Raw genomic sequence first — 25,541 nt, forward strand, 5'->3', positions numbered from 1 at the left:
GTTTTGCGCCCTATCATGGATGTGCGTACTCTACCAGAGCCGGGCAACAGGAACGACAACACCGGCAAACCAGGCGCGGCCAAGGGAAGCTGTCGTCAAGCCCCTGGTCATACCGGCATCAAGGGTAAGGCGCTTGTTTGGGCTATAAGTGAAAGCGATCAGAGCTTGTCCCTGGTTTTTGGTACCAGCCCGACGCCAGCCAGCCCACTCGGCAGTCAGGCCCACTTTGTCAGTCACCTCAGTAGACAGTGAAGTCGATAGCCCGGTTTGCCAATGAGATGTGGCATCTTCAGCAAACCCCAGATGCGTCAGATTCAGGTTCAGATCAGCATGGAACTTGCCCATGTCCTGGCTGACGATGCCATTCACTGTCCAGTCTGATTTGCCCGATCCTAACGAGTCTTTGGCAGTAGGGAATTTATTGCCAAATTCCACACCAAGAGCAGTATCGTCATCGATCACAAATGCCCGTTTGATCGTCAGTGAAGTATCGCCAAAGCCACGGTCGCGCTGACCTGCACCATCATTGTTAATAATATGTGCTTCACCACCAAGCAGAATGCCCCATTCTTTGGAAAAAGCCAGCTTGAATAGATACGGCAGGCTCTCACGCAGGGCTGGTCCGGTTTTGCTGGAATTAATACCCATTTCCAGTTCCACCTGCCCTGCTACTGGCAATTGCGCAGAGTTGGATACCGAAGGACGGTAAGGGGTGATGGCGTCGACCTCTTCATCAGCCGCCTGTGCAAACTGGCAAGCCAGACAAGTCAGGACGACAAAGCTCAGGCGAAATATGTGGGATATGCGGAATATGCTGGGCATGGCTTTCCTTTCATTCTGTGATCAGCACACTGGGCGCACTGATGGCTTTACCAGCAACATGGGTGGTCAAGACTATCGCTGTCGAAGTTGAGCCAAAGGCATTCAATTCATTAATGATACGCTGTAAATGTTCTACATCGGTTGCCAGCACGCGCATGACGGCGCCATCTTCGCCAGTAACCGTATAGCAATCAATAATTTCGGGGCAGTTAGCGACATACTGGGCGTAGGGCCGCCCCTGCTGTGTAGACAGCCTGATCATGGCAGTAATTTGATAACCGAGTGCCTTGGGATTAATATCGGCACGATAGGCACGTATCACCTGGGCAGCTTCAAGACGCTTGATGCGCTCGGACACAGCGGGCTGGCTCAGATGTACCTGGCGACCTATCTCGGCATGCGACATGCGGGCATCCTGTTGCAATAATTGCAGGATTTTCTGGTCAAACTGGTCGAGTTTATGATTCATAAGCATTTTGCGTAGATTTCCAATCAAAACCTTGGCCGATCAGGTAATTCCCTATGGAATCCCATTCAAACCAAGGATTGCACTTGTTAAAGTAGAGCTTACACCAAACATCAGGATGCCCTGGAAAAATTGCCATGACAACTATAACTGCACACCAGCTTGCCCATATTGCCAACGAGTTTGAAACACCCTGCTGGGCCTATGACGCTTCCATTATAAGAGCGCAAATTGCCCGCCTGCGACAATTTGATGTGATCCGCTTTGCCCAGAAGGCCTCCAGCAATATCCATTTGCTGCGCCTGATGCGTGAAGAAGGCGTGATGGTGGATTCTGTCTCCCTCGGTGAAGTTGAACGTGCCTTAGCTGCTGGTTATACCAGCCAGGCGGAGCACGGTGGCCATGCGCCTATCGTGTTCACTGCAGACTTGCTGGACCGTGCGACCTTGAAGCGCGTAGTGGAATTGAATATTCCGGTGAATTGCGGCTCACCACAAATGCTGGAGCAACTGGGGCAGGCTCATCCTGGTCATGCTGTATGGTTGCGCATCAACCCTGGCTTTGGTCACGGCCACAGCCGCAAGACCAATACCGGGGGCGAGCAAAGCAAGCATGGTATCTGGCATGAAGAATTGCAAAACGCATTGGCCATCATCGATCAATATGGTTTGACGCTGGTAGGTCTGCACATGCATATAGGTTCTGGTGTTGATTATGATCATTTGCAAAGCGTCTGCGATGCAATGATAGAACAGGTCAAAATCTGCAAGCGTGACTTGCAGGCAATTTCCATCGGTGGTGGTTTGTCCATCCCTTACCGTGGCGATGAGCCTGCGGTCGATACTGCCCACTATTTTGAAATCTGGGACAAAGCCAGGAAAGAAATTGAAACCCTGCTGGGCCACAAGATCAGCATGGAGATAGAACCTGGCCGTTTCCTGGTGGCGCAATCCGGTATGTTGATTTCTGAATTGCGTGCGCAAAAACAGGTGGGTAGCAATTTCTTTGCGCTGGTCGATGCAGGCTTTAATGACCTGGTGCGCCCTTCCATGTATGGCAGTTTCCATCGCATTAGCTGCCATGCGGCAGATGGCACAGCGCGCACCACGGCCTTGCGTCCTACTGTGGTGGCCGGGCCTTTATGTGAATCAGGCGATGTGTTCACGCAAGAAGATGGTGGCGTGGTCACAACCCAGGATTTGCCAGCTTGCGAAATTGGCGACCTGTTCGTCTTCCATGATGCCGGTGCTTATGGTGCCAGCATGTCATCAAACTATAATTCCCGCCCCTTGATACCGGAGGTTTTGGTGGATGGTGAGCAGATCAAACAAATCCGCCGTCGCCAGACTGTGCAGGAACTGATTGCGCTCGAAAATATCTAAGCTGTTATCCAAGCTATTTTTAGCGTAGTTCTTCGAGAAGGCCAGCCTTCCTGGCTTTGAGGATGGCGACATTGAGTTTGTCGATAATGCCGTCATCCTTGTCTGCCCTTACCGCGAAATGAATCGTATCTATCAGCAGCGGCTTGGGTAAGACTGTCAGGCGCACATCGGCAAATGGCGAACTGCTGCCCTCGTTTTCATCGCGCAAAGCCTGCAAGCGGTTTTCAAGTATACGCGGGTCTTTATTCACCGCACCAAACAAGCCGGCATCCATGCGCCGGAACAAGAGTTTATAGATGCGCGACAAGGGTGCATAATTATCGACTTCAACCTTGAAGAGATTGTCTTTCATGGCATCGAAGCGATCACCATAGCTGAAGCCGCGCGGTATACCTATAGTCTTGTCTTTGAGGTCGGCCATGGTATTGAAGCGGAACTGTGCATCGCTTCTGGTGACCAGGAACATGTACTTTGATTGTATGGGCAAGGAAAAGTGGAAGATTTTTTCCCGCTCTTTGGTCTTGCTGACCCCGTATAAAACGCCTTCACCATTTTCTGCGGCCTGCAATGCGCGTGGCCAGGGACTGCGCTGCTGTTGTATCTGCAAATTCCCATCCCGTTCAATAAACTCAAATAGTTTATCTGCCAGTTTCAAGGGAAAAGGCTGGCCGCGCTGGTCTATGGGATCAGGTGTCAGTATCACCACTTCCTTGGCTTGCGCTGCCTGCTGGCTCAAGGTGAATAACAAAGTCAGCAAGCTCAGCCGCATAAGCGGAATAGGGTTGCACAGATGCATTTGACTTCACCATCACCTTTCATCCAGACTCTCAAAAAAAACCGGCAGACAAAAACATCCCTGCGGCTGGCAAGGATCAAGCATCATTCGGGAGAGTAAAACAGACAAGCAAACAAGCATCGTCACTGAATTTCTTGTGAACGATTTTTATCAAATAGTAACGTCAATCTGACAATGCAGCAAGTTTGACAATAAAGTATTTAAACAGCAAGAAAGCACGTGTCAGCTTTTCTTCGTGCCGGGCCTTTGAATGACTGCTTTGATGTGCGCCCATTGCGCAGGCTTGATGCCGCCTTTGTATGACTCCATGACCTTGCCATCACGGCCTATGAGAAAAACAGTCGGGGTGACAAACACTTTGCCGAAATTATCCTGATAATCCGAGGCATTGCGCCACAGTGAAGGAAAGCCTTGATTGTCCTTGCTCAACCACTTTGACTGTTTGGCATAGTCATCAATATCGCTCATGGCATCGTCGATACTGACGGTGACCAGTTCAAATCCTGATTTTTTATTGGCTTCATAAAACTTGCGAAACATGGGCATCTCAGCCTGGCAGGTTGGACACCAGGTCGCCCAGAAGGTCACCAGTATGACCTCACCTTTGCTGGTATCGAGCTTATAGGGTTTGCCATTCAGCATGGTCCCTGTCAGGGCGGGTTGGGCAGGGAAGCCATCCTTGCTGGCAGCCAGGGCAAATTGGGTACTGATGCAGGAGGCGACAATAATAGCCGCAACCAGGGCCTTTGACATACTGAGCATGGTAGTACTCCACTTCTGTCTGCGAGATGCCTTACAGCATAGTGCAGATTGAAGCTGCCTGCCTGCGCTTATAAGGCAATTTCAGCATAAGCTGCAGAACGCGTACCTGGCCGCGGTGGATTGTCCGCCGCCCTGTACGTAAACACCATGGAAAACTTGGTCGCGGCAGTCTGGTTCTTGCCCGCAGCATGAAAGAGATTGCTATGGAACAGCAAGACATCACCCTGTTGCAAAGGTACGGGCCGGGCTTGCGCCAGCAAGGCCTGGTTTTGTTCCAGATCGGTACGCAAGAACTGCGCTTCGTCCAGTTGAGCCACATCAATATCGATTTTATGGGAACCAGGTATCACCAGCAGGCAACCATTTTCCAGCGTTTCATTGCGCAGTGCCAGCCAGGAAGACACCAGTTCTGCCCGCTGGAAATTCCAGTAACGGCTATCCCTGTGCCAGCCTGTGGCGGTTGAATACTGCGGCTGCTTGCTCATGATGCAATTATGATGCGACTGCGACAGCAAGGCACCTGCCCCCAGTAATTGCAACAAAGGTTCTGCCAGGGCCTGGCCTGTTGCCCATTGCGCCAGGCGCGGGTCACGGGCGTAGGCCTGCAATAGCCGTCTGGCAGTCAAACCACCCTCGGCGTCACGTGATGCGGGAGCACCGGGGTAACGGGTATCCGCCTCATATTCTATGGGCTGTACCTGGCCGGCCAATTGTTGCTCGCAATAGGCGATTACTTCTTCGCAATAGGCCGCGCTGGCCTGTTGCCGCAATACCAGAAACCCCTGGCTGGCAAATTCTTCTTGTTGCGCAGTACTTAACATGGTCATCATTTTCAGTGAGCAAAATGCCATCGCTGTGCATCGTTTGTGATGCATAGTGGACTGTAGCAGTGAAAGCGTAAGTGAAGGACATGTGCCCGACGAACCAGGACAAAGCGCAAAACACAGCGATAGCGGGGCTTTCGCGAGTATTTGCAACGCCGTCATGGTCGGCGCGCGCATGGCAGGCACTTCGCCTTTCACTGTTACAGTCCACTAAAATGGCGCACTCTTGATTTTAGGTGAATTATCTTCTGGTGATCAGAACAGATCAGGGCAATTTAAGCGCGATTGTGATTAGGACGTCACAATTAAAATCCCGTAATAGGTGATAATGTAGGCCAAATTTAACGCAATAAACTAACGCAAAAGCATCTTACTCAACATGACACATACCATACTGGAAAACATCAACGTCAGTTCTTTCGAGAACATGCCCACCCCTGAAGAATTGCATGCGCGCCTGCCTTTGAGCGATCTGGCGGGCGATGTCGTTGAGCAAAGCCGCGAAAGCCTGCGCAGCATACTTGAACGCAAGGACAAACGCCTGTTCGTCGTCGTTGGCCCCTGCTCCATCCACGACCCGGTTGCCGGGCTGGATTATGCACGCCGACTGAAAGCCCTGCAGGAAGAAGTCAAGGATGTGATGTTGCTGGTCATGCGTGTCTATTTTGAAAAACCACGCACGACCACAGGATGGAAGGGTTATATCAATGACCCGTATATGGATGATTCTTTCCGTGTTGATGAGGGCATGGAAAAAGCCCGCCAGTTTTTGCTGGATGTCTGTGAACTCGGTCTGCCGACCGGAACCGAAGCGCTGGACCCGATTTCACCACAATACCTGGGGGACCTGATTGCCTGGACGGCCATTGGTGCGCGCACGACGGAATCACAGACTCACCGCGAAATGTCGTCTGGCTTGTCTACCCCTGTCGGCTTCAAGAATGGTACGGATGGTGATATCAGCATCGCCATCAATGCGATCCTGTCTGCTTCACATCCACATTCTTTCCTGGGTTTGAATGGTCAGGGCCGCGTCTCCATCGTTCGCACCAGCGGCAATCAATATGGCCACGTGGTTTTGCGTGGTGGTGGTGACCGTCCGAACTACGATACCGTGTCTATCGCCATGGCTCAGCAAGCCCTGGTCAAGGCCAAGCTGCCACCGAATATCGTAGTCGATTGCTCACACGCCAACAGCTATAAAAAACCAGAACTGCAACCGCTGGTCATGGCAGATGTGGTCAACCAGATTGCCAATGGCAACAAGGACATCGTTGGTGTCATGATCGAATCCAACATCATTGCCGGTAACCAGCCCATCCCTGAAGATTTGTCGCAGCTCAAATACGGCTGCTCAGTGACCGATGCCTGCGTGGATTGGGAAACGACGGAGAAGATGTTGCGGGATGCTGCGGCGAGATTGCGCGGATAGTAAAAAAAATGAGTGCAGATAATGCACTCATTTTTTTACCACGATTTATTTAACTTATTTGGGCCTGGGGCATGCCACGCCTATCTTTACGCCTATCATTATCGTCGCGTCGGTAATAGCTTGCGCCGCTGGACTATTCAGATATTTTTTACCCGCCGGAGTTTCATAAAATTGTTTAACCTCATTCTGTTCTGCTTCGCTGAGTGAGGCAAGCGGTCTGGTTTGCTCTGGATGACGGCTGTTATAGTACTGGGTTTCAAATGCAGTAATGTATTTGCTACCCAGTGGCGATTCAAAGAAATTGGCAAGTGAGTGCAATTCGTCAATCGTAAAATTGCTGACAAACAGGCGCCGTACTTCTGGCACTGACTTTTTCCAGTTTTTGTCTATACAGGGATACTGCACAGTTTGGCTAGTCGCTTTCAACATTCTGATGATGCCACTGGAATTGATGACGCGTGTTGCTTCAACGCTGGCATTGCCTGCTGCATGGGCTAGACCAGCAGCGCCACAGAGCAGGTACAGGGCAAGGACTATCTGGCTGTTTTTATACACGTATACCTTTGCTATTCAATAAGCCTGCAATTGTACTTGCAGGGCATCACAATTGCCTCAGTTGTCGCATGCAATTAGCGTAGGAAAGCTGTATTTCTGCCTGATTTTTGTGCTGGCCTGCCTGCACTATTTTCTTTCCACCCACATACACATCGCGCACCAGATTATCATTGCCTGCAAAGATCCAGGTATTGAGTACGTCAGCACTGCTGATACCTGCCAGGTTGGGATGCTGATCATCAAGTACCACGATGTCTGCACGATAGCCTGTAGCCAGTTGCCCCAGCTTGCGACCACTGGCTTGCGCGCCACCTTGCAAAGCGGCCTGATATAAGAAATCACCAACTTTGCGTTGCCCTGGAATACTGGCGATATTGCGGCCTTGCAAACGCAAACGCTGGCCATATTCCAGCCAGCGTAATTCTTCTACCGGGCTTTGTGATACATGGCTGTCACTGCCTACGCCAAAGCGGCCACCGGCCGCGATGTAATCCGGCAGATCAAAGAAACCATCGCCGAGATTGCCTTCAGTCGTCGTGCAGATACCTGCTACTGCGCCACTGGCGGCGATGCCCTGCACTTCGGCCTTGTTCAAATGCGTGGCATGCACCAGGCACCAGCGTTCGTTCACCAAACCACTGTCGAGCAAGAGTTCTACCGGGCGTTTGCCTGAGTAAGCGATACAGGCATCAACTTCTTTTTGTTGCTCGGCGATATGGATATGGATGGGGCGTGCGACAGGAAGTACCGCCACCAGTTCACGTATCTGGCTGATGCTGGCAGCGCGCAGTGAATGCGGAGCAACACCGATTTCGACCTGGTCATTACGCTTGCCTTCCAGTGCTACTATCAATTGCATGATCTCTGCCACATTGGTAGAGAAGCGGCGCTGGTCACGGCGCAAGGCCTGCTCGCCAAAATCGGCGTAACTGTACAGCACGGGCAGCATGCTGATACCCATGCCGGTTTGTTCTGCTGCTGCAATCACGCGTTCGGCCATCTCGGCTGGACGGGCATAAAAACTGCCATCCTGGTCACGGTGCAGGTAATGGAATTCACAGACTGCAGTATAGCCATGGCGCAGGCATTCAGCATACAGTTGCGCAGCAATAGCCTGGATTTGTTCAGGCGTGATATGCAGGGCATAGCGGTACATGAGATCACGCCAGGTCCAGAAACTGTCCTTGCCCTCGCCTGCCATTTCTGTCATACCAGCCATGGCGCGCTGGAAGGCGTGTGAATGCAGATTAGTCATGCCAGGCACGACAAATTGAGCCTGGTTTTCATGGGTCTGCGCGCTAGTGCCCAGTTCTATCTGGCAGAGGTCACCGTTGTCATTCCAGTGCAGGCGTACATTGCTGGTCCAGCCTTGTGGCAGTAAAGCCTGGTGAGCGAACAGGCTACTCATGCTGCACTCCCTTGCGTCTTGTTCCAGTCCAGACAGGCTTGCAGCAAGTGCTTCAGCAAAGGCTGTACCTGCGCTGCCAGATCAGGCCGGTATTCGTAGGGAGCAGCTTCGTTCATATAAATGCACTGACTCATTTCCAGTTGTATTGCGTGGATGTTACGTGATGGCTGGCCGTAATTGCGGGTGATAAAACCACCCTTGAAACGGCCATTGAAAATATGGGTATAGGCTTGTGCGTGAACTGAATCTCGCAGGCAATTGGCAACGGCGGCTTGCATGCCTGCATCACAGGATTTTTGATCAGCCGTACCAAAGTTCAGGTCTGGCAATTTGCCTTCAAAAAAACGGGGCACTTCAGACGCGATGGAATGCGCATCCCACAAGACGACGCTGCCATGCAGGTTCAACAGGCGTTCCAGCTCTTGCTGCAATTTCTGATGATAGGGTTGCCAGTAAGTGGCGATACGGCGCTGCACTTCTGCTTCCGTCGGCAGACTCTCAGTCGCATACAACGGCTGCTTGGCAAAGGTATCAACCGGACACAGGCCGGTGGTATCTTGCCCCGGATACAAATTGGCATTGTCAGAAGAGCGGTTCAGGTCTATCACATAACGTGAATATTCAGCCGCGATGGTGGAGGCCCCCAACTCTGCAGCCATATTGTAAAGGCTGCGCAAATGCCAGTCGGTATCGGTTTTTTCTTGTGCGACTGGCAGCATCTGGGCGGCGATATCATCCGGTATGCTGGTGCCCACATGCGGCATGGAAATCAGCAGGGGCTGGCTGCCCTGTTGAAAGTGATAAGCAGTCATGATGTCTCCCAAATTTATGAATGTTGTAGTTTGCGGCTCAGCCTGTCGGCTGCTGCCAGGGTCATGTTGATGAGTTCTTGCTTGCGCTGCTGTATGCGTTGCGCCGGTGCCATCAGGGACAAGGTCGCTTCCAGCTTGTCACGACCAGAAAACACAGGTGCGCTGACGCCCCAGATGCCAAGGTCAACTTCATTCTCACTGGTGGCATATCTTTGTTCTCGTATACTGTGCAACTGGGTTTGCAAATCTTGCAGGGGCTGATTTGGTAATGGTGCATTTTCCAAAAAATTCTGTGCCAGCAAATCGTCTTGCAAAGCTGGCGGCAAGTAGGCCAGCAAGGCCTTGGCCGACGCACCGCGCACGCTGGAACTGGCACGCCCTTTAGCAAATGAACAGCGCAAGGCTTGCTGGCTTTCCTGCATATCCAGACAAACCACTTGCCCGTTCACATAGGCCAGCAAGCCCACGCTTTCACCCGACTTTTGCACCAGATCTGCGAGCTCATCGCGCGCAGCACTCATGAGCCATGAATGCTGGTCAAAACCACGCGCCAATTGCACTGCCAATGGGCCAGGTTCATACAGGCCAGTTTGCGCATGTTCCTGCACCAGGCCCCATTTCTTTAATGGTGCGAGTTGTCGGTACAGCGTGCTGAGTGGCAAGCCAGTTTGTTCTACCAGTTCACGCGCAGATAACGCCTGTCCATGGCGGGCGACACAGGCCAAGACCTGTAAAACGCGTTCGCTTTGAGGAATTTCTATTTTATGAGGGACAGCCATGACAGGAAGCTAGCACGTAAAACTGAATACATCCATGCTAGCATCAGAATGGGAAACATCAACCATCAATTCCCACGTAGCGAGAATCAATGAGTAATTTTCACACCTTGAAGATATCTTTATTGCGCATCAGTCATGATGCTGCGGGATAACGTCTCCAAGATCTCCAGTGGCAAATACATCATCTTCATTATGAGCTGACTTACTAATTCCCGTTCCTAATGTGGGTTGCACAAACAGATAACAAGCTATCGCTCCTAACACTGGAAGCAGCCAGATCAGCGCATATTGCGCGTATTTTTGGCCTGGTTCTAGAAATCGCTCTTCACAGCCAAAAAGCTAATGTACAGGTTCAAGGCCAGTACAAGACCGACTATACATATTGTCACAACTGAAAGAGTATCCATATTCCGAGAATAAAAGGTCGGCCGCGAAAGCGCTTAGCTCCTGCTGTACGGCGTCATCTGACAATTACGGTTTTCCTGCGCCGGGAAGTCAGCCTTGATAACATCGTACTTGCTCTTTTCTTCTGCATTCAGCGCCCTGAACTGGTAGGCAAACTTGTTCGTGCTGACTGTGCGTGGGCCTATGCGGGCTGAGCGCACGCCTTTATTGCTGAGATTATTCAGATGCAGTTTTGCTGCTTCTTCGGTCTTGAACACACCCAGCGAAATACCCCAGCGCAGATTGCTCTGGTCTTGCACGATATAGAAATCATTGATGCCAAGGCGGCGCAGCTCACCGGCTTTTTTGTCAGCGCCTTCTTTGCTGCCTTGTGAAGGAATGAACACCATGTGGGTGGCGACATCGACGACGTTGATGCGCGACTGGCGGTCACCCAGGGCCAGGGTTTTTAATTTTTCTTCTATCTTGGGAATATCACTTTGCTGGAAGTTACCCACTTCCAGGCAGGCGATGACTTCGGCTTTCTTTTCGTTTGCCGGCTCACTTGGCGAAGCTGCTTCGGTCGCAGTCAGGAGCTTTAGTTGATCGGCATGATGCTGTTTTTTCAAGCGCTCGGGCTCATGGGTATCGAGGGACCAGTGTCCCAGATAGCCGAGATTAAATGCCAACAAGAAGGCATTCAGTATGAGCAGGCTCCAGAAAAAGAATCTCAGCATGGTAAGTGTCAGTGTTATCAGTCCGGGCTTGATTGTGCCACGACAAACAGCCCCGTCAAGACCAGATTATCTACATATTGATAAGGAATGCCCAGATGGCTCAGTAAATACGGGGCAGCACCACCAGAAATCACGCAATTGATGGTCTGGTTTTCCAGCTGCTCAAGGGTATTGACGGCACGTACAATCGCACCTACCTGAGCGCTGATGCAGCCGCTGACGATGGCTTGATCAGTATTATCGGCGAAGACTTTGGCTATATCAGTTGATTCTGCCACCTGCGGCAATTGCGCGGTATTGCGTGCCAGCGACTCTGCCATGAGTTTAAGGCCGGGCAAGATCATTCCCCCCTTGAATATGCCTTGCGCTGTCACTGCATCGACTGTGGTGGCAGTTCCACAAGTAGCGACAATCAGGCTTTGTTGCGGGAACAGGTAATGCGCACCTATCATGGAGGCGAGGCGGTCACAGCCCAGTTGGGCCGGATTGCGGTAGCCATTGTGCAGACCTGCGATATCTTCTTGCGAAGCAAACCAGTCTATGTGTAAGTCTGGCTGTACTTCTTGCAGTAAAGCCGTGAGTTTATCTTTGATGCTGGCACCGGCTACATTGGAAATCAGGACACGTACAAAGTGCATCCCTTGCCAACTGGCTTTCAAGCTATCCAGTTCGGCATGGCTGACGGAGGCGATCTGCTGCCAGACTGCAGCAGACTTGACCGCTACTGACTTCGTCAGTGCAGCATCCAGATTAACTGTAGCCCATTTTATGCGCGTATTACCAGCATCTATTAACAACTGCATCATGCCCTGGTTTTCCTTATTTTATGCGACAGGTCGTAAGGACACATCACCGGCCAGTACATTGACCTGGCCCTGTTCAGTCTGTAATACCAGGCAGCCATGCAGATCCACACCGAGCGCTTTGCCTGTGTGCAAGACCTGACCATGATCAAGTATATGCACGGTTTGGTTGGCGTAGGCATGCAAGGCATTCCAGCGCGGCAAAAAGACTGAAAAACCTTGCTGACCGAATTGCTGCAATGTTGTTGCCAGTGCGTTCAATAACTGCGCCAGCAACAGGTTCCTGTCCATTTGTGCCAGCCATGGTGCATCTGCCAGGGCACGGCCAACTTGTGCTTCCAGCTCATCCGACACTTGCAGGTTGAGGCCTATTCCAGCAACTATCCAGGTACCACCTTCACTGGCGGCGGCTGATTCGAGCAAGATACCGGCGAGTTTTTTACCATCGCGCAAGAGGTCATTTGGCCATTTGAGCTGCACGTTCTGGTTCAGGGTATTCAGGCATTCAGCCAGGGCAACACCTATTGCCAACGGCAAGCCCAGCAAATTGTGCGGTGCTTGCGGCAAATGCCAGGCGAGGGAAAAAGTCAGCATGCCACCAGGCACGGTCAGCCATGGGCGACCTGCCCTGCCACGCCCTGCAGTCTGATGCACAGCCACCCGCAGCACTGGCCGCACCGGTGTTAACGAGCTGGCAGTCAGGCGTGCCATCAGGTCGGCATTGGTGGAGCCAGTTTCTGCGACGACTTCAATATCAACTTCGCGGGCTGCACCGTCACAGAGTTTTTCTATGGCAGCCGCATTCAGTTCCAGGTTTTTATTCTCTTGCATAATCTGTATATAGTTAGCAGCCGTATTGTACTGCTGCCTGAACAAATATTCAGGCCAAAAAAAACGGCACCTTATGCAGGTGCCGTTCTTTATTACATCAACATCTTGATGCTGCGGTATTTACGCTGTGTTAGCGCATTGGCTGCTTATGCTTCGCCGCCATCCACCACATCAGTTGTTGTTACTTCTGGTATCGGAGCAAATGCTGCTTTTTCCGCTTCCAGCAAGGCTACGCGTTCATCTGCTTCCCAAGTTTCTTTCAACTTGCGGGCGCGATGGAATGCCAGACCTGTACCAGCAGGGATCAGGCGACCAACGATGACGTTTTCTTTCAAACCACGCAGACCGTCTTTTTTGCCCATGATCGCAGCTTCGGTCAGAACACGTGTGGTTTCCTGGAAGGACGCCGCAGAGATGAAAGAATCTGTAGACAGGGAAGCCTTGGTAATACCCAGCAAGATATTTTCATATGTCGCAGGGATACCATTAGCTGCTGTTACGCGATCATTTTCATCCAGCAATTCAGAGCGTTCTACCTGTTCACCAACGATGTAGTTGGCGTCGCCTGGATTAACCACGACAACGCGACGCAACATCTGACGCACAATAACTTCAATGTGCTTGTCATTGATCTTAACGCCTTGCAAACGGTACACGTCCTGAACTTCATCAACGATGTAACGTGCCAGCGCTTCGATACCCAGCAAACGCAGGATGTCTTGTGGATCGGCTGGGCCGTCAACAATCATCTCACCCTTGTTCACGACCTGGCCGTCATGCACCAGGACTTGTTTGTCTTTGGTGATCAGGAACTCGTGTTTCTCGCCGTCCATGTCTGTGATTTCCAGACGTTGCTTACCTTTGGTTTCTTTACCAAACGCAACCGTACCTGTTACCTCTGCCAGCATACCGGCATCTTTTGGTGAACGGGCTTCGAACAACTCGGCAACGCGTGGCAGACCACCGGTAATATCACGGGTTTTTTGTGATTCTGTCGGGATACGCGCCAGAACTTCACCCACGTGTACTTGCTGACCGTCTTTCACGGTAATCAGCGCGCCCACCTGGAAGCCGATCGTTACTGCGTGTTCTGTGCCAGCGATCTTGACTTCTTCGCCTTGTTCGTTCAACAGCTTGACTTGTGGACGCAGTGTTTTACCAGCAGCGCTACCACGGCGTTTCGCATCGATGGCCACCAGAGTGGACAAACCTGTTACTTCATCAACCTGCTTGGCAACAGTCACGCCTTCTTCGACGTTTTCGAATTTCACCGTACCGGTGTATTCGGTAATGATAGGACGAGTCAATGGATCCCACGTTGCCAATGCTGTACCAGCCTTGATAACCAGACCGTCTTTAACGATCAGGGTTGCACCGTAAGGTACTTTATGACGTTCACGTTCGCGACCGTGGTCATCAGTGATCAGCACTTCGCCAGAACGGGAAATAACGATCTGGTCGCCTTTACCGTTGGTGACATAACGCATGGTCGCTGTAAAGCGGATAGTACCGTTGGACTTGGCTTCAACAGAAGATGCAATCGCTGCACGGGATGCCGCACCACCGATGTGGAAGGTACGCATCGTCAACTGTGTACCTGGTTCACCGATGGACTGCGCAGCGATAACACCAACTGCCTCACCAGCATTCACCAGGGAACCACGGCCCAGATCACGGCCATAGCACATGGCGCACAGACCATAACGTGTGTCACATGTCAGTGGTGTACGTACCTTGACTTCATCGATGCCCAGGGCTTCGATGCGCTCTACCATTGTTTCGTCGAGCAGGGAGCCGGCTTCGTACAGCGTTTCCTGAGTTTCAGGATTGACGATGTCGTTGGCGCAAACGCGGCCCAGGATCAGGTCACGCAAAGGCACGTTAACTTCACCGCCTTCAACGATGGCCTTCATGGACGAACCATTGGCTGTACCGCAGTCATCTTCAACCACGACCAGATCTTGCGTCACGTCGACCAGACGACGTGTCAGGTAACCGGAGTTAGCTGTTTTCAACGCCGTATCGGCCAGACCTTTACGCGCACCGTGAGTGGAAATAAAGTACTGCAAAACGTTCAGACCTTCGCGGAAGTTCGCGGTGATCGGCGTTTCGATAATCGAGCCATCCGGTTTCGCCATCAGACCACGCATACCTGCCAACTGACGAATCTGGGCTGCAGAACCACGCGCACCAGAGTCGGCCATCATGTAAATGGCGTTGAAAGATTCTTGTGTACCGACAGTACCGTCGCGGCGTGTGACTGGTTCAACTTTGAGTTGTTCCATCATGGCCTTGCCGACTTCATCACCGGTTTTGCCCCAGATATCGACCACTTTGTTATAACGTTCACCCGCAGTCACCAGACCGGACGCATATTGCTGTTCGATCTGTTTGACTTCGTGTTCTGCTGCTGCCAGCAAAGTCACTTTTTGTGGTGGAACCAGCATGTCATCGATACAGATGGAGATACCGGCGCGTGTCGCCAGGCGGAAACCCATTTGCATCAATTGATCAGCAAACACTACCGTGGCACGCAGACCGCACTTGCGGAATGAAGTATCGATGAGTTTGGAAATTTCTTTTTTCTTCAACGCACGGTTCAGTACGGTGAATGGCAAGCCCTTAGGCAGAATCTCGGACAGAATCGCACGGCCAACAGTCGTTTCATAACGCTTGATGGTTTTAACGAATTCGCCAGTTTCTACATTCTTAGGATATTCAGTAATACGTACTGTGATACGTGTGCTCAGTTCGACTTCCTTGTTGTCCCAGGCGCGGATCGCTTCTGAAACGTCAGGGAACATCATGCCTTCGCCCTTGCCGTTGATTTTTTCACGGGAAGCGTAGTACAGACCCAAGACGATATCCTGGGAAGGAACGATAGACGGCTCACCATTGGATGGGAACAAAATATTGTTGGATGCCAGCATCAAAGTGCGTGCTTCCATCTGTGCTTCGATAGACAGAGGAACGTGAACCGCCATTTGGTCACCGTCAAAGTCGGCATTGAAAGCCGCGCAGACGAGTGGGTGCAACTGGATCGCTTTACCTTCAATCAGGACCGGCTCAAAAGCCTGGATACCCAGACGATGCAGCGTAGGCGCACGGTTCAGCATGATAGGATGTTCACGGATGACTTCTTCCAGGATATCCCATACGACTGGTTCTTGTATCTCTACCAGTTTTTTCGCTGCCTTGATCGTTGTAGCCAGACCCATCAATTCCAGTTTATTGAAAATGAAAGGTTTGAACAGTTCCAGCGCCATCAGTTTTGGCAGACCACACTGATGCAATTTCAGTTGTGGACCAACCACGATAACGGAACGGCCAGAGTAATCGACGCGTTTACCCAGCAAGTTTTGACGGAAACGACCGCCCTTACCCTTGATCATTTCTGCCAGGGATTTCAGGGGACGCTTGTTGGCACCTGTCATTGCCTTACCGCGACGGCCGTTATCCAGCAGGGAATCGACAGCTTCCTGCAACATACGCTTTTCATTGCGTGTGATGATTTCAGGAGCGCGCAATTCCATCAAACGCTTCAGACGGTTGTTACGGTTGATGACGCGGCGATACAGATCATTCAGATCGGAAGTCGCGAAACGGCCACCATCCAGCGGGACCAATGGACGCAGTTCTGGCGGCAGGACCGGCAGAACTTCCATGATCATCCAGTCTGGCTTGATGCCTGAGCGCTGGAATGCTTCCAGTACTTTCAGACGTTTTGCGTATTTCTTGATCTTGGCTTCAGATTTGGATTCTTTCAACTCTGTGCGCAGGGTTTCTGCATCACGGTCGATGTCGATGGAACGCAGCAATTCGCGGATACCTTCAGCACCCATGAATGCCGTGAATTCGTCGCCGAATTCTTCGTACTTGGCAGCGTAATCATCTTCAGACATGATCTGGCATTTTTTCAGCGGAGTCATGCCTGGATCGGTGACGACGTATGCTTCAAAATACAGAACGCGTTCGATATCACGCAAGGTCATGTCCAATACCATACCCAGACGGGATGGCAGGGATTTCAGGAACCAGATATGTGCAGTTGGGGAAGCCAGCTCGATATGGCCCATGCGTTCACGACGCACTTTGGCCAGAGTCACTTCAACGCCACATTTTTCGCAGATAACGCCGCGGTGTTTCAGACGTTTGTACTTGCCGCACAGGCATTCGTAATCCTTGATAGGACCAAAAATCTTGGCGCAGAACAGACCGTCGCGCTCAGGCTTGAAAGTACGATAGTTGATGGTTTCCGGCTTTTTAACTTCGCCGTAGGACCAGGAACGAATTTTTTCCGGAGACGCCAGACCAATCTTGATCGCGTCGAATTGTTCGTTGGGTTGGACTTGCTTGAATAGATCGAGCAGAGCTTTCATGTGTATCACTCCAGTTAAGCGCGCAAACGCTTGGTGGCTGAATGGTGCTGCAACAGAAGCTTCGCCGCTTTACCCTGTTCGCATGAGCGGGAGAGCCAGGTCTTTTCGACACAGGTTCCGCTGATACCGGGAACGACATTACTTCCAAACTGCTTGCCAGGTTTAACGGCCATCGCCCGAATGCTATCCGGGCGATGATTTTACTGCAATTACAAATCGGAACATCTGATTAAGCTACTGCGCTACGCTTACTCAGATGTTCCTTAATACATTAACTACGTTCGAGATCGATATCGATACCCAGAGAGCGGATTTCTTTTACCAGAACGTTGAAGGACTCAGGCATGCCGGCGTCGATCACATGGTCACCCTTGACCAGGTTTTCGTACACTTTGGTACGGCCATTCACGTCATCGGACTTGACGGTCAACATCTCTTGCAAGACATAAGACGCGCCGTAAGCTTCCAGTGCCCAGACTTCCATCTCACCAAAACGCTGACCACCGAACTGAGCTTTACCGCCCAGAGGTTGTTGCGTGACCAGAGAGTAAGGACCGGTCGAACGTGCATGCATCTTGTCATCAACCAGATGGTGCAATTTCAGAACGTGCATGTAACCCAGCGTGACTTTACGCTCAAACGCTTCACCGGTACGGCCATCAAACAGGGTGACCTGGTTTTTCGATGGTGTCATACCCAGTTGCGCTGCGATATGGTCAGGGAAGGCCAGATCCAGCATGCGGCGGATTTCGCTTTCATGCGCACCGTCAAACACTGGTGTAGCAAATGGCACGCCATGCTTCAGGTTGTTCGTCAATTCCAGAATCTCGGCATCGGAGAAGCCGTCGATGTCTTCCTTCTTGCCAGATTCGTTATAAATCTTCTTCAGGAATTCACGCAGTTCTTCTACCTTGGCTTTGGCTTTCAGCATTTCGCCTATACGCAAGCCCAGGCCTTTAGCTGCCCAGCCCAGATGCACTTCCAAAACCTGACCCACGTTCATCCGTGATGGAACACCCAATGGGTTCAATACGATGTCTGCTGGTGTACCGTCAGCCATGTAAGGCATGTCTTCGATAGGCACGATACGGGAAACCACACCCTTGTTACCGTGACGACCCGCCATTTTGTCACCAGGTTGCAGGCGACGTTTAACAGCCAGGTAAACCTTGACCATTTTTTGTACGCCTGGCGGCAATTCATCGCCTTGCGTCAGCTTGGTACGTTTTTCTTCAAAGGCCAGATCGAACTGATGACGTTTTTCAGCGATGGAATCTTTCATCGCGACCAATGCATTGGCTGCTTCATCAGATGCCAGGCGAATATCGAACCAGTGGTATTTATCCACGCTGGCCAGGTATTCCTTGGTGATCTTGCTGCCTTTAGCCAGTTTGGCCGGGCCGCCGTCAGCGATCTTGCCATCCAGCATACGTTCCAGACGCTCAAATGCATCGCCTTCAACAATACGCAACTGATCGTTCAGATCGAGGCGATAACGCTTCAATTCATCATCGATAATCTGTTGTGCACGTTTGTCGCGTTGTATGCCTTCGCGGGTAAACACTTGTACGTCGATAACTGTACCTACCATGCCGGAAGGCACGCGCAGGGAAGTATCTTTAACGTCAGAAGCTTTTTCACCGAAGATGGCGCGCAGCAGTTTTTCTTCTGGTGTCAGTTGAGTTTCACCTTTTGGTGTCACTTTACCAACCAGGGTATCACCGGCGGTTACTTCAGCGCCGATGTAGACGATACCGGACTCATCCAGACGTGCCAGCTGGTTTTCTGCCAGGTTGGAGATATCACGTGTGATTTCTTCCGCACCCAGCTTGGTGTCACGGGCAACAACCGACAACTCTTCGATATGAATCGAGGTATAGCGGTCATCAGCCACAACTTTTTCAGAGATCAGGATCGAATCTTCGAAGTTATAACCATTCCAGGGCATGAACGCGACCAGCATGTTCTGACCCAGGGCCAATTCGCCCAGATCTGTCGATGCGCCGTCGGCCAATACGTCACCTTTTGCGACCAGATCACCAACTTTGACGATAGGACGCTGGTTGATATTGGTGTTCTGGTTGGAACGGGTGTACTTGATGAGGTTGTAAATATCCACACCGACTTCACCAGCCTGTGCTTCAGCATCATTTACACGAATAACGATACGGCCCGCATCGATGTAATCAACTTTACCGCCACGCAGTGCCTGTACTGTGGTACCGGAGTCAACTGCCACAGTACGTTCGATACCTGTACCAACGAATGCTTTTTCTGGACGCAAGCAAGGAACAGCTTGACGTTGCATGTTGGCACCCATCAACGCACGGTTCGCATCATCGTGTTCAAGGAACGGGATCAGGGATGCCGCAACAGAAACCACCTGACCAGTAGCAACGTCCATGTACTGGATACGCTCTGGGGATACCAGGATCGTTTCGCCAGCTTCACGGGCAGAGACCAGTTCATCGATGAGTTTGCCTTCGCCATCGATCGTCGCATTCGCCTGAGCGATGATGTAACGACCTTCTTCAATCGCGGACAGATAATCGATCTGTGTCGTGATTTTGCTATCGACCACTTTACGGTATGGTGTTTCCAGGAAACCGTATTCGTTCAGACGCGCATACAGAGCCAGCGAGTTGATCAGACCAATGTTTGGTCCCTCTGGTGTCTCAATCGGGCAAACGCGGCCATAGTGGGTTGGATGAACGTCGCGGACTTCAAAACCGGCGCGCTCACGTGTCAAACCACCAGGTCCCAGAGCGGAAATACGACGCTTATGCGTGATCTCTGACAATGGGTTGGTCTGATCCATAAACTGGGATAATTGTGATGAACCGAAGAACTCACGGATCGCAGCAGAGATAGGCTTGGAGTTGATCAGGTCATGCGGCATCAGGTTGTCGGCTTCAGCCTGACCCAGACGCTCTTTGACAGCACGCTCAACACGTACCAGACCAGCACGGAACTGGTTCTCAGCCAATTCACCAACGCAACGTACACGGCGGTTACCCAAGTGATCGATATCATCGACTTCACCGCGGCCATTGCGCAGCTCAACCAGGATCTTGATCACAGCCAGTACGTCTTCATTCGACAAAGTCATGGCGCCAGTCAGTTCATCACGGCCAATACGGCGGTTGAACTTCATGCGGCCGACTGCGGACAGATCGTAACGGTCTTCACTGTAGAACAGGCCATTGAACAGGGCTTCAACAGAATCTTCTGTCGGTGGTTCGCCAGGACGCATCATGCGATAGATGGCAACGCGGGCAGCCATCTGATCAGCAGTATCATCAGCACGCAGAGTCTGGGAAATGTAAGCACCCTGATCCAGGTCATTGGTGTACAGAGTCTGGATGTCAGTCACTTTGGCATCGCGCAAACGACCCAGCAATTCTTCTGTCAGCTCATCATTGGCATTGGCGATAACTTCACCAGTGTCTGCATCAACGATGTTCTTGGCCAGGACGCGACCCAGCAGGTAATCTTCAGGCACGGAAATGTGCTTGATACCACCGGCTTCGATTTCACGTACATGCTTGGCATTGATACGTTTGTCCTTGGCAACGATAACCTTGCCGGACTTGTCGCTGATGTCAAAACGTGCAACTTCGCCACGCAGACGTTCTGCAACGAATTCCATTTCTGCGCCATCACTGTGCAGATTGAAGTTATCGAAGACAAAGAAATTAGCCAGAATCTGTTCATTGCTCATGCCTATGGCGCGCAGCAGGATAGTGACTGGCATCTTGCGACGGCGGTCAATACGGAAGAACAGGATATCTTTAGGATCGAATTCGAAGTCGAGCCAGGAACCACGGTAAGGAATGATCCTTGCCGAGAACAGCAATTTACCGGAAGAATGTGTCTTGCCACGGTCATGCTCAAAGAACACGCCAGGGGAACGGTGCAACTGGGACACGATAACGCGCTCAGTACCGTTGATAACAAAAGAACCAGTGGTAGTCATCAGAGGCAATTCGCCCATGTAGACTTCCTGTTCTTTCATTTCTTTGACAACTGGCTTGGTTGGTGATTCCTTGTCCAGAATGACCAGGCGGACTTTTGCACGCAAAGGTGATGCATAAGTCAGGCCACGCAATTGACATTCCTTGACGTCGAACGCAGGATCGCCTAAAACGTAGGACAGGAATTCAAGACGTGCAAAGCCGTTGTGCGAAACAATCGGGAAAATCGAGGTGAAGGCAGACTGCAAACCCTCGTTCTTACGAGTTGGCGGTGTTCTGTCTTCTTGTAAAAAACTCTGGTACGACTCGATTTGAGTCGCCAGCAAGAACGGAACGTTGTGGACGTTGGCGCGCTTCGCAAAAGATTTACGAATACGCTTCTTCTCAGTAAATGAGTAGTGCATGGACACTCCGTGAGTGGCAAGGAAGGATAGAGAATTCAGGATTTTTGTCACAAAAACAATGCATAGCAACTCTGTGACAAAAAAACCTCAAGTCTCAACCCTCGGTCTTAATAAACAGCTAAACAACCCTGAACGACAAAGAAGCCAAAGAGGAACCCTCTCTTCCAAGAGGATTCCTGTCTTTGACTTGGGCAAATCCGGAGATTTGCCATAATACCTGAATTACTTGAGGTCTGCTTTCGCGCCTGCTTCTTCCAGTTTTTTCTTAGCGGCTTCAGCATCAGCTTTAGAAACGCCTTCTTTAACTGCTTTAGGTGCGCCATCAACCAGGTCTTTAGCTTCTTTCAAGCCCAGGCCAGTGATTTCGCGAACTGCTTTAATAACGCCAACTTTGTTTGCGCCAACTTCAGCCAGAATTACGTTGAATTCTGTTTGCTCTTCAACTGCTGCTGCTGGACCGGCTGCTGCTGGGCCTGCAACTGCTGCTGCGGATACACCAAATTTTTCTTCGAAAGCTTTTACCAGGTCGTTCAGGTCCATTACGGACATCGCGCCTACGGCTTCCAGGATATCGTCTTTGCTAAGTGCCATTTGAAACTCCAATTAATTAATTACATTGATACGGTATTTGACGGAAACAATCTTATTCTGCGACAGCTTCAGCAGCTTCAGCTACTGGTGCTGCAGGAGAACCGGATTCTTTCTGTGCTGCGACGGCTGCCAGAGCACGTGCGAAAGCAGATACAGGAGCCTGCATCATACCAACCACTTGCGCCAACAATACTTCACGGCTAGGAATGCTTGCCAATGCGACAACGCCAGCTTTATCCAGCGATTTGCCTGCATAGTTACCAGCTTTAACAACCAGTTTGTCATTGCTTTTTGCAAAGTCTTGAACGACTTTAGCAGCAGCAACAGCATCTTCCGAGATTGCATAAATCAACGGACCAGTCATTTCAGAAGCGAGACTTGCAAATGCAGTTCCCTCAACAGCGCGACGTGCCAATGTGTTTTTCAACACACGCATGTATACGCCTTGAGCGCGTGCGCTAGCACGCAATTGCGTCAAATGACCGACCTGGATGCCACGATATTCGGCCACGACGATAGTCTGTGCAGTTGCTACTTTTGCAGAGACTTCAGCGACGACGGCTTTTTTGTCATTCAGATTGAGACTCACGGTCAACCTCCATTAATGATATTCAGTCCATACACCGGAATGATGTACTTCCCTCATATCGTTTCGAACACGGCGTCCGAAGTTAGGAGTTTCACTGGGGGACCAGTAATCACTACAAAACTTGTTCGGGTACACCATCTGCGTTGGGATCTGTCGATTGCTGTTCAGATATTAACCTCATGCTTGAAAAACTACTCTCGCACACTCGGCCCAACGGTCTTTGACACTCTGGATGTTTGTTCAAAACATCCAGCCCAAAGATGCGCCCCACATCAAAGGATGCAGGGACTTAATTCTTAGCCTGCCAGATTAGCGTGATCTACACGTACACCTGCACCCATAGTGGATGAGATGGATACTTTACGCAGATACACACCTTTGCTGGATGCTGGCTTTGCTTTGTTCAAAGCATCGATCAGTGCAACCAGGTTGGACTTCAGGTCACCATCAGCAAACGACTTACGGCCGATTGTTGTGTGGATAATACCTGCTTTGTCTGTACGGTATTGAACTTGACCAGCTTTTGCATTTTTAACTGCATTAGCTACGTCAGGAGTTACTGTGCCGACTTTAGGATTAGGCATCAAACCGCGTGGACCCAGGATCTGACCCAGAGTACCAACGATACGCATAGTGTCTGGAGAAGCGATAACGACGTCAAATGGCATATCGCCAGCTTTAACGCGTTCAGCCAAATCTTCCATACCAACGATATCAGCACCGGCAGCTTTCGCTTCTTCCGCTTTTGCACCTTGTGCAAATACGGCTACGCGTACTGTCTTGCCTGTACCAGCTGGCAATACCACCGCGCCACGAACAACCTGGTCAGATTTCTTAGGATCAACGCCCAGCTGTACGGATACGTCGATGGATTCGTTGAATTTTGCTGTTGCGCATTCTTTGATCAAGGCGATAGCATTGTCAAATGGATACACTTTCAAACGATCAACTTTCGTTGCCAGCAATTTTGCTTTTTTAGATAACTTAGCCATTACAGACCCTCCACCGTGATGCCCATGGAACGAGCAGAACCAGCGATAGTACGCACTGCTGCGTCCATATCGGCTGCTGTCAAATCAGCGCGTTTAACTGTCGCGATTTCTTCAGCTTGCTGGCGAGTAATTTTGCCAACTTTGTCTGTATGTGGTTTTGCAGAACCTTTAGTGATACCAGCTGCTTTTTTGATCATGTAAGTTGCTGGAGGCGTCTTCATCACGAATGTGAAAGACTTGTCAGCAAATGCGGTGATCACAACAGGAATAGGCATACCTGGTTCCATACCTTGGGTCTGTGCGTTGAACGCTTTGCAGAATTCCATGATATTCAGACCACGTTGACCCAGAGCTGGACCGATAGGTGGGGATGGGTTTGCTTTACCAGCTGGCACTTGCAGCTTGATAAAACCAATGATTTTCTTTGCCATGTTTGGCTCCTTCAAAAAATGAGTAGTAGCGCCTGCCGGTATCTTTTCACACCAGCAGGCTCCTCCGCCTGCTGAGAATTACCTGCATTAAGCAAGCAACGCTCTGATCAGTTTCAACAAATTGCTTTGTTACGTACTGATCAAACGTGAATCCTGTTAAACCTTTTCGACCTGAGAGAATTCCAGCTCTACTGGTGTAGCACGGCCAAAAATAGTGACTGTCACGCGCACTTTGGATTTTTCATAATTGACTTCTTCAACATTGCCGTTAAAGTCAGTGAAAGGACCATCCTTGATGCGGACTACTTCGCCTACTTCGTACAAGACTTTTGGCCTTGGCTTTTCAACGCCTTCTTGCATCTGCTGCAAGATCTTGTCGACTTCGTGTTGTGGTATCGGAGAAGGCTTGTTTGATTTACCACCGATAAAACCGGTTACCTTGCTGGTGTTTTTTACCAGATGCCAGGTATCGTCAGTCATTTCCATTTCTACGAATACATAGCTGGGGAACAAACGACGCTCAGTGACGACTTTCTTGCCATTCTTTGGCTCTATCACTTCTTCAGTCGGAACCAGAATCTGACCGAATTTATCTTGCATCTCTGCGCGTTCTATACGCTCCACCAACGCACGTTGCACGCTCTTTTCCATACCGGAATAAGCATGCACGGCGTACCATCTTTTAGCACTTTTAGGTACAGACACCGTTGGCGCTGTACCTTCTTCGTTTTCCTGAATGTTCTCGCTCATTATTTTTTCCATCCAAGGATTACGTCATACAACACAAATCCGATCAACTGATCGGTGCCCCACAGGAAAATCGCCATCACCAGAACAAAACCGAATACGACGGCAGTGATCTGACCCGCTTCTTTGCGGGTTGGCCATACAACTTTCTTAGTTTCGCGCACAGCTTCTTTTGCAAAGCTGACAAAGTCGCGACCCATTTCAGAAGTTGCAACAAATCCAACAGCAACTAACAAACCAACTACCAAAGCGATGGCACGTATCCACGTTGCCTGTCCAGCGAGAATATAAAAAGCAGCAACACCGGCAATTGCAGCCACTACCGCCAGAATGACTTTGTACTTGTCATTGGATGTACTAACTGTTTGAACGGGATGATTAGACATACTTTATTTACTTTCGGTGGCCTGTGGCCTTGATGGTGGCAGGGGCGGAGGGAATCGAACCCGCGACCTTCGGTTTTGGAGACCGACGCTCTGCCAATTGAGCTACACCCCTACATCTTGACATTAATACATGCATTACCTGCACAGGTCAGGTAATGCATGCATTTTACTACTTATTTATTACTCGATGATTTTAGCAACAACGCCAGCACCGACTGTACGACCACCTTCACGGATAGCGAAGCGCAAGCCTTC

At 50.7% G+C, this 25,541-nt stretch carries 23 protein-coding genes and 1 tRNA gene; 2 read left to right on the forward strand and 22 right to left on the reverse strand.

The features are described 5' to 3' along the window. Positions 1–30 precede the first annotated feature (30 nt). The gene (locus tag AC07OI_RS28790) at positions 31–822 is read right to left on the reverse strand and encodes a transporter family protein (protein WP_495259539.1); all 792 of its coding nucleotides are present in this window, start codon (positions 820–822) and stop codon (positions 31–33) included. 10 nt (positions 823–832) lie between these two features. Continuing rightward, positions 833–1,291 (reverse strand): Lrp/AsnC family transcriptional regulator, encoded by a 459-nt coding sequence (locus tag AC07OI_RS28795; RefSeq protein WP_492705175.1) that lies wholly within the window; start codon positions 1,289–1,291, stop codon positions 833–835. A 134-nt stretch (positions 1,292–1,425) separates the two neighbouring features. Here AC07OI_RS28795 and lysA point away from each other — a divergent pair, with 134 nt between their 5' ends. Continuing rightward, a complete protein-coding gene (gene lysA / locus AC07OI_RS28800) occupies positions 1,426–2,670 on the forward strand; it encodes a diaminopimelate decarboxylase (protein WP_492705173.1) in 1,245 nt (414 codons plus the stop codon). A gap of 19 nt (positions 2,671–2,689) precedes the next feature. Here lysA and AC07OI_RS28805 read toward each other — a convergent pair whose 3' ends face one another. From AC07OI_RS28805 to AC07OI_RS28815, 3 genes are all read right to left on the reverse strand, one after another. Continuing rightward, the gene (locus AC07OI_RS28805) at positions 2,690–3,466 is read right to left on the reverse strand and encodes a substrate-binding periplasmic protein (protein ID WP_492705171.1); all 777 of its coding nucleotides are present in this window, start codon (positions 3,464–3,466) and stop codon (positions 2,690–2,692) included. A 222-nt stretch (positions 3,467–3,688) separates the two neighbouring features. Then, positions 3,689–4,228, reverse strand: a complete 540-nt coding sequence (locus AC07OI_RS28810; protein ID WP_495259540.1) for a TlpA family protein disulfide reductase — start codon at positions 4,226–4,228, stop codon at positions 3,689–3,691. A gap of 68 nt (positions 4,229–4,296) precedes the next feature. Further along, positions 4,297–5,058: a phytanoyl-CoA dioxygenase family protein gene (locus tag AC07OI_RS28815; RefSeq protein WP_492705167.1), complete on the reverse strand. Its 762-nt coding sequence runs from the start codon at positions 5,056–5,058 to the stop codon at positions 4,297–4,299. Between the two features lie 373 nt (positions 5,059–5,431). Here AC07OI_RS28815 and AC07OI_RS28820 point away from each other — a divergent pair, with 373 nt between their 5' ends. Then, positions 5,432–6,484, forward strand: a complete 1,053-nt coding sequence (locus tag AC07OI_RS28820) for a 3-deoxy-7-phosphoheptulonate synthase (protein WP_495259541.1) — start codon at positions 5,432–5,434, stop codon at positions 6,482–6,484. Between the two features lie 54 nt (positions 6,485–6,538). On the opposite strand, the gene AC07OI_RS28825 is transcribed toward AC07OI_RS28820, so the two are convergent. The 17 genes from AC07OI_RS28825 to AC07OI_RS28905 form a co-directional block, all read right to left on the reverse strand. Then, on the reverse strand, positions 6,539–7,039 hold the full coding sequence (locus tag AC07OI_RS28825; RefSeq protein ID WP_495259542.1) for a DUF2059 domain-containing protein: 501 nt from the start codon (positions 7,037–7,039) through the stop codon (positions 6,539–6,541). Positions 7,040–7,085: 46 nt separating this feature from the next. Continuing rightward, positions 7,086–8,447, reverse strand: coding sequence for a formimidoylglutamate deiminase (locus tag AC07OI_RS28830; RefSeq protein WP_495259543.1), 1,362 nt, complete (start codon positions 8,445–8,447; stop codon positions 7,086–7,088). Next, the gene (gene hutG / locus AC07OI_RS28835; RefSeq protein WP_495259544.1) at positions 8,444–9,259 is read right to left on the reverse strand and encodes an N-formylglutamate deformylase; all 816 of its coding nucleotides are present in this window, start codon (positions 9,257–9,259) and stop codon (positions 8,444–8,446) included. The genes AC07OI_RS28830 and hutG overlap by 4 nt, the downstream gene beginning before the upstream one ends. Before the next feature lie 14 nt (positions 9,260–9,273). Next, the gene (locus AC07OI_RS28840) at positions 9,274–10,038 is read right to left on the reverse strand and encodes an IclR family transcriptional regulator (RefSeq protein WP_495259545.1); all 765 of its coding nucleotides are present in this window, start codon (positions 10,036–10,038) and stop codon (positions 9,274–9,276) included. Between the two features lie 440 nt (positions 10,039–10,478). Beyond that, a complete protein-coding gene (locus AC07OI_RS28845) occupies positions 10,479–11,159 on the reverse strand; it encodes an SPOR domain-containing protein (protein ID WP_492705157.1) in 681 nt (226 codons plus the stop codon). A gap of 17 nt (positions 11,160–11,176) precedes the next feature. Next, positions 11,177–11,965: a type III pantothenate kinase gene (locus AC07OI_RS28850; RefSeq protein ID WP_495259546.1), complete on the reverse strand. Its 789-nt coding sequence runs from the start codon at positions 11,963–11,965 to the stop codon at positions 11,177–11,179. 18 nt (positions 11,966–11,983) lie between these two features. Next, a complete protein-coding gene (locus tag AC07OI_RS28855; RefSeq protein WP_495259547.1) occupies positions 11,984–12,793 on the reverse strand; it encodes a biotin--[acetyl-CoA-carboxylase] ligase in 810 nt (269 codons plus the stop codon). Between the two features lie 146 nt (positions 12,794–12,939). Continuing rightward, a complete protein-coding gene (gene rpoC, locus AC07OI_RS28860) occupies positions 12,940–17,172 on the reverse strand; it encodes a DNA-directed RNA polymerase subunit beta' (protein WP_492705151.1) in 4,233 nt (1,410 codons plus the stop codon). A gap of 271 nt (positions 17,173–17,443) precedes the next feature. Then, the gene (rpoB, locus tag AC07OI_RS28865) at positions 17,444–21,550 is read right to left on the reverse strand and encodes a DNA-directed RNA polymerase subunit beta (RefSeq protein WP_492705149.1); all 4,107 of its coding nucleotides are present in this window, start codon (positions 21,548–21,550) and stop codon (positions 17,444–17,446) included. Between the two features lie 222 nt (positions 21,551–21,772). Then, a complete protein-coding gene (rplL, locus tag AC07OI_RS28870) occupies positions 21,773–22,141 on the reverse strand; it encodes a 50S ribosomal protein L7/L12 (RefSeq protein ID WP_423050760.1) in 369 nt (122 codons plus the stop codon). Between the two features lie 52 nt (positions 22,142–22,193). Next, positions 22,194–22,730, reverse strand: a complete 537-nt coding sequence (rplJ, locus tag AC07OI_RS28875) for a 50S ribosomal protein L10 (RefSeq protein WP_162039459.1) — start codon at positions 22,728–22,730, stop codon at positions 22,194–22,196. A 296-nt stretch (positions 22,731–23,026) separates the two neighbouring features. Then, entirely contained in the window at positions 23,027–23,722 is a 696-nt protein-coding gene (gene rplA, locus AC07OI_RS28880) for a 50S ribosomal protein L1 (protein WP_110258377.1), read from the reverse strand. Beyond that, positions 23,722–24,153, reverse strand: coding sequence for a 50S ribosomal protein L11 (gene rplK, locus AC07OI_RS28885; protein WP_186956792.1), 432 nt, complete (start codon positions 24,151–24,153; stop codon positions 23,722–23,724). The genes rplA and rplK overlap by 1 nt, the downstream gene beginning before the upstream one ends. A gap of 156 nt (positions 24,154–24,309) precedes the next feature. Continuing rightward, a complete protein-coding gene (gene nusG, locus AC07OI_RS28890; RefSeq protein ID WP_492705146.1) occupies positions 24,310–24,903 on the reverse strand; it encodes a transcription termination/antitermination protein NusG in 594 nt (197 codons plus the stop codon). Beyond that, the gene (secE, locus tag AC07OI_RS28895; protein ID WP_423011571.1) at positions 24,903–25,286 is read right to left on the reverse strand and encodes a preprotein translocase subunit SecE; all 384 of its coding nucleotides are present in this window, start codon (positions 25,284–25,286) and stop codon (positions 24,903–24,905) included. The genes nusG and secE overlap by 1 nt, the downstream gene beginning before the upstream one ends. 36 nt (positions 25,287–25,322) lie before the next feature. Continuing rightward, positions 25,323–25,398 (reverse strand) — tRNA-Trp (locus AC07OI_RS28900). A gap of 68 nt (positions 25,399–25,466) precedes the next feature. Beyond that, a partial coding sequence (locus tag AC07OI_RS28905) for an EF-Tu C-terminal domain-related protein (protein WP_201785588.1) occupies positions 25,467–25,541 on the reverse strand: 75 nt, incomplete at its 5' end.

Source organism: Undibacterium sp. GW821-FHT07F11 (assembly GCF_059418665.1).

Excerpts from the sequence above, each read along its gene's own strand:
- AC07OI_RS28790 (WP_495259539.1), bottom strand. The coding sequence starts at position 822 with ATGCCCAGCATATTCCGCATATCCCACATATTTCGCCTGAGCTTTGTC.
- AC07OI_RS28795 (WP_492705175.1), bottom strand. The coding sequence starts at position 1,291 with ATGAATCATAAACTCGACCAGTTTGACCAGAAAATCCTGCAATTATTG.
- lysA (WP_492705173.1), top strand. The coding sequence starts at position 1,426 with ATGACAACTATAACTGCACACCAGCTTGCCCATATTGCCAACGAGTTT.
- AC07OI_RS28805 (WP_492705171.1), bottom strand. The coding sequence starts at position 3,466 with ATGCATCTGTGCAACCCTATTCCGCTTATGCGGCTGAGCTTGCTGACT.
- AC07OI_RS28810 (WP_495259540.1), bottom strand. The coding sequence starts at position 4,228 with ATGCTCAGTATGTCAAAGGCCCTGGTTGCGGCTATTATTGTCGCCTCC.
- AC07OI_RS28815 (WP_492705167.1), bottom strand. The coding sequence starts at position 5,058 with ATGATGACCATGTTAAGTACTGCGCAACAAGAAGAATTTGCCAGCCAG.
- AC07OI_RS28820 (WP_495259541.1), top strand. The coding sequence starts at position 5,432 with ATGACACATACCATACTGGAAAACATCAACGTCAGTTCTTTCGAGAAC.
- AC07OI_RS28830 (WP_495259543.1), bottom strand. The coding sequence starts at position 8,447 with ATGAGTAGCCTGTTCGCTCACCAGGCTTTACTGCCACAAGGCTGGACC.
- hutG (WP_495259544.1), bottom strand. The coding sequence starts at position 9,259 with ATGACTGCTTATCACTTTCAACAGGGCAGCCAGCCCCTGCTGATTTCC.
- AC07OI_RS28840 (WP_495259545.1), bottom strand. The coding sequence starts at position 10,038 with ATGGCTGTCCCTCATAAAATAGAAATTCCTCAAAGCGAACGCGTTTTA.
- AC07OI_RS28845 (WP_492705157.1), bottom strand. The coding sequence starts at position 11,159 with ATGCTGAGATTCTTTTTCTGGAGCCTGCTCATACTGAATGCCTTCTTG.
- AC07OI_RS28850 (WP_495259546.1), bottom strand. The coding sequence starts at position 11,965 with ATGATGCAGTTGTTAATAGATGCTGGTAATACGCGCATAAAATGGGCT.
- AC07OI_RS28855 (WP_495259547.1), bottom strand. The coding sequence starts at position 12,793 with ATGCAAGAGAATAAAAACCTGGAACTGAATGCGGCTGCCATAGAAAAA.
- rpoC (WP_492705151.1), bottom strand. The coding sequence starts at position 17,172 with ATGAAAGCTCTGCTCGATCTATTCAAGCAAGTCCAACCCAACGAACAA.
- rpoB (WP_492705149.1), bottom strand. The coding sequence starts at position 21,550 with ATGCACTACTCATTTACTGAGAAGAAGCGTATTCGTAAATCTTTTGCG.
- rplL (WP_423050760.1), bottom strand. The coding sequence starts at position 22,141 with ATGGCACTTAGCAAAGACGATATCCTGGAAGCCGTAGGCGCGATGTCC.
- rplA (WP_110258377.1), bottom strand. The coding sequence starts at position 23,722 with ATGGCTAAGTTATCTAAAAAAGCAAAATTGCTGGCAACGAAAGTTGAT.
- rplK (WP_186956792.1), bottom strand. The coding sequence starts at position 24,153 with ATGGCAAAGAAAATCATTGGTTTTATCAAGCTGCAAGTGCCAGCTGGT.
- nusG (WP_492705146.1), bottom strand. The coding sequence starts at position 24,903 with ATGAGCGAGAACATTCAGGAAAACGAAGAAGGTACAGCGCCAACGGTG.
- secE (WP_423011571.1), bottom strand. The coding sequence starts at position 25,286 with ATGTCTAATCATCCCGTTCAAACAGTTAGTACATCCAATGACAAGTAC.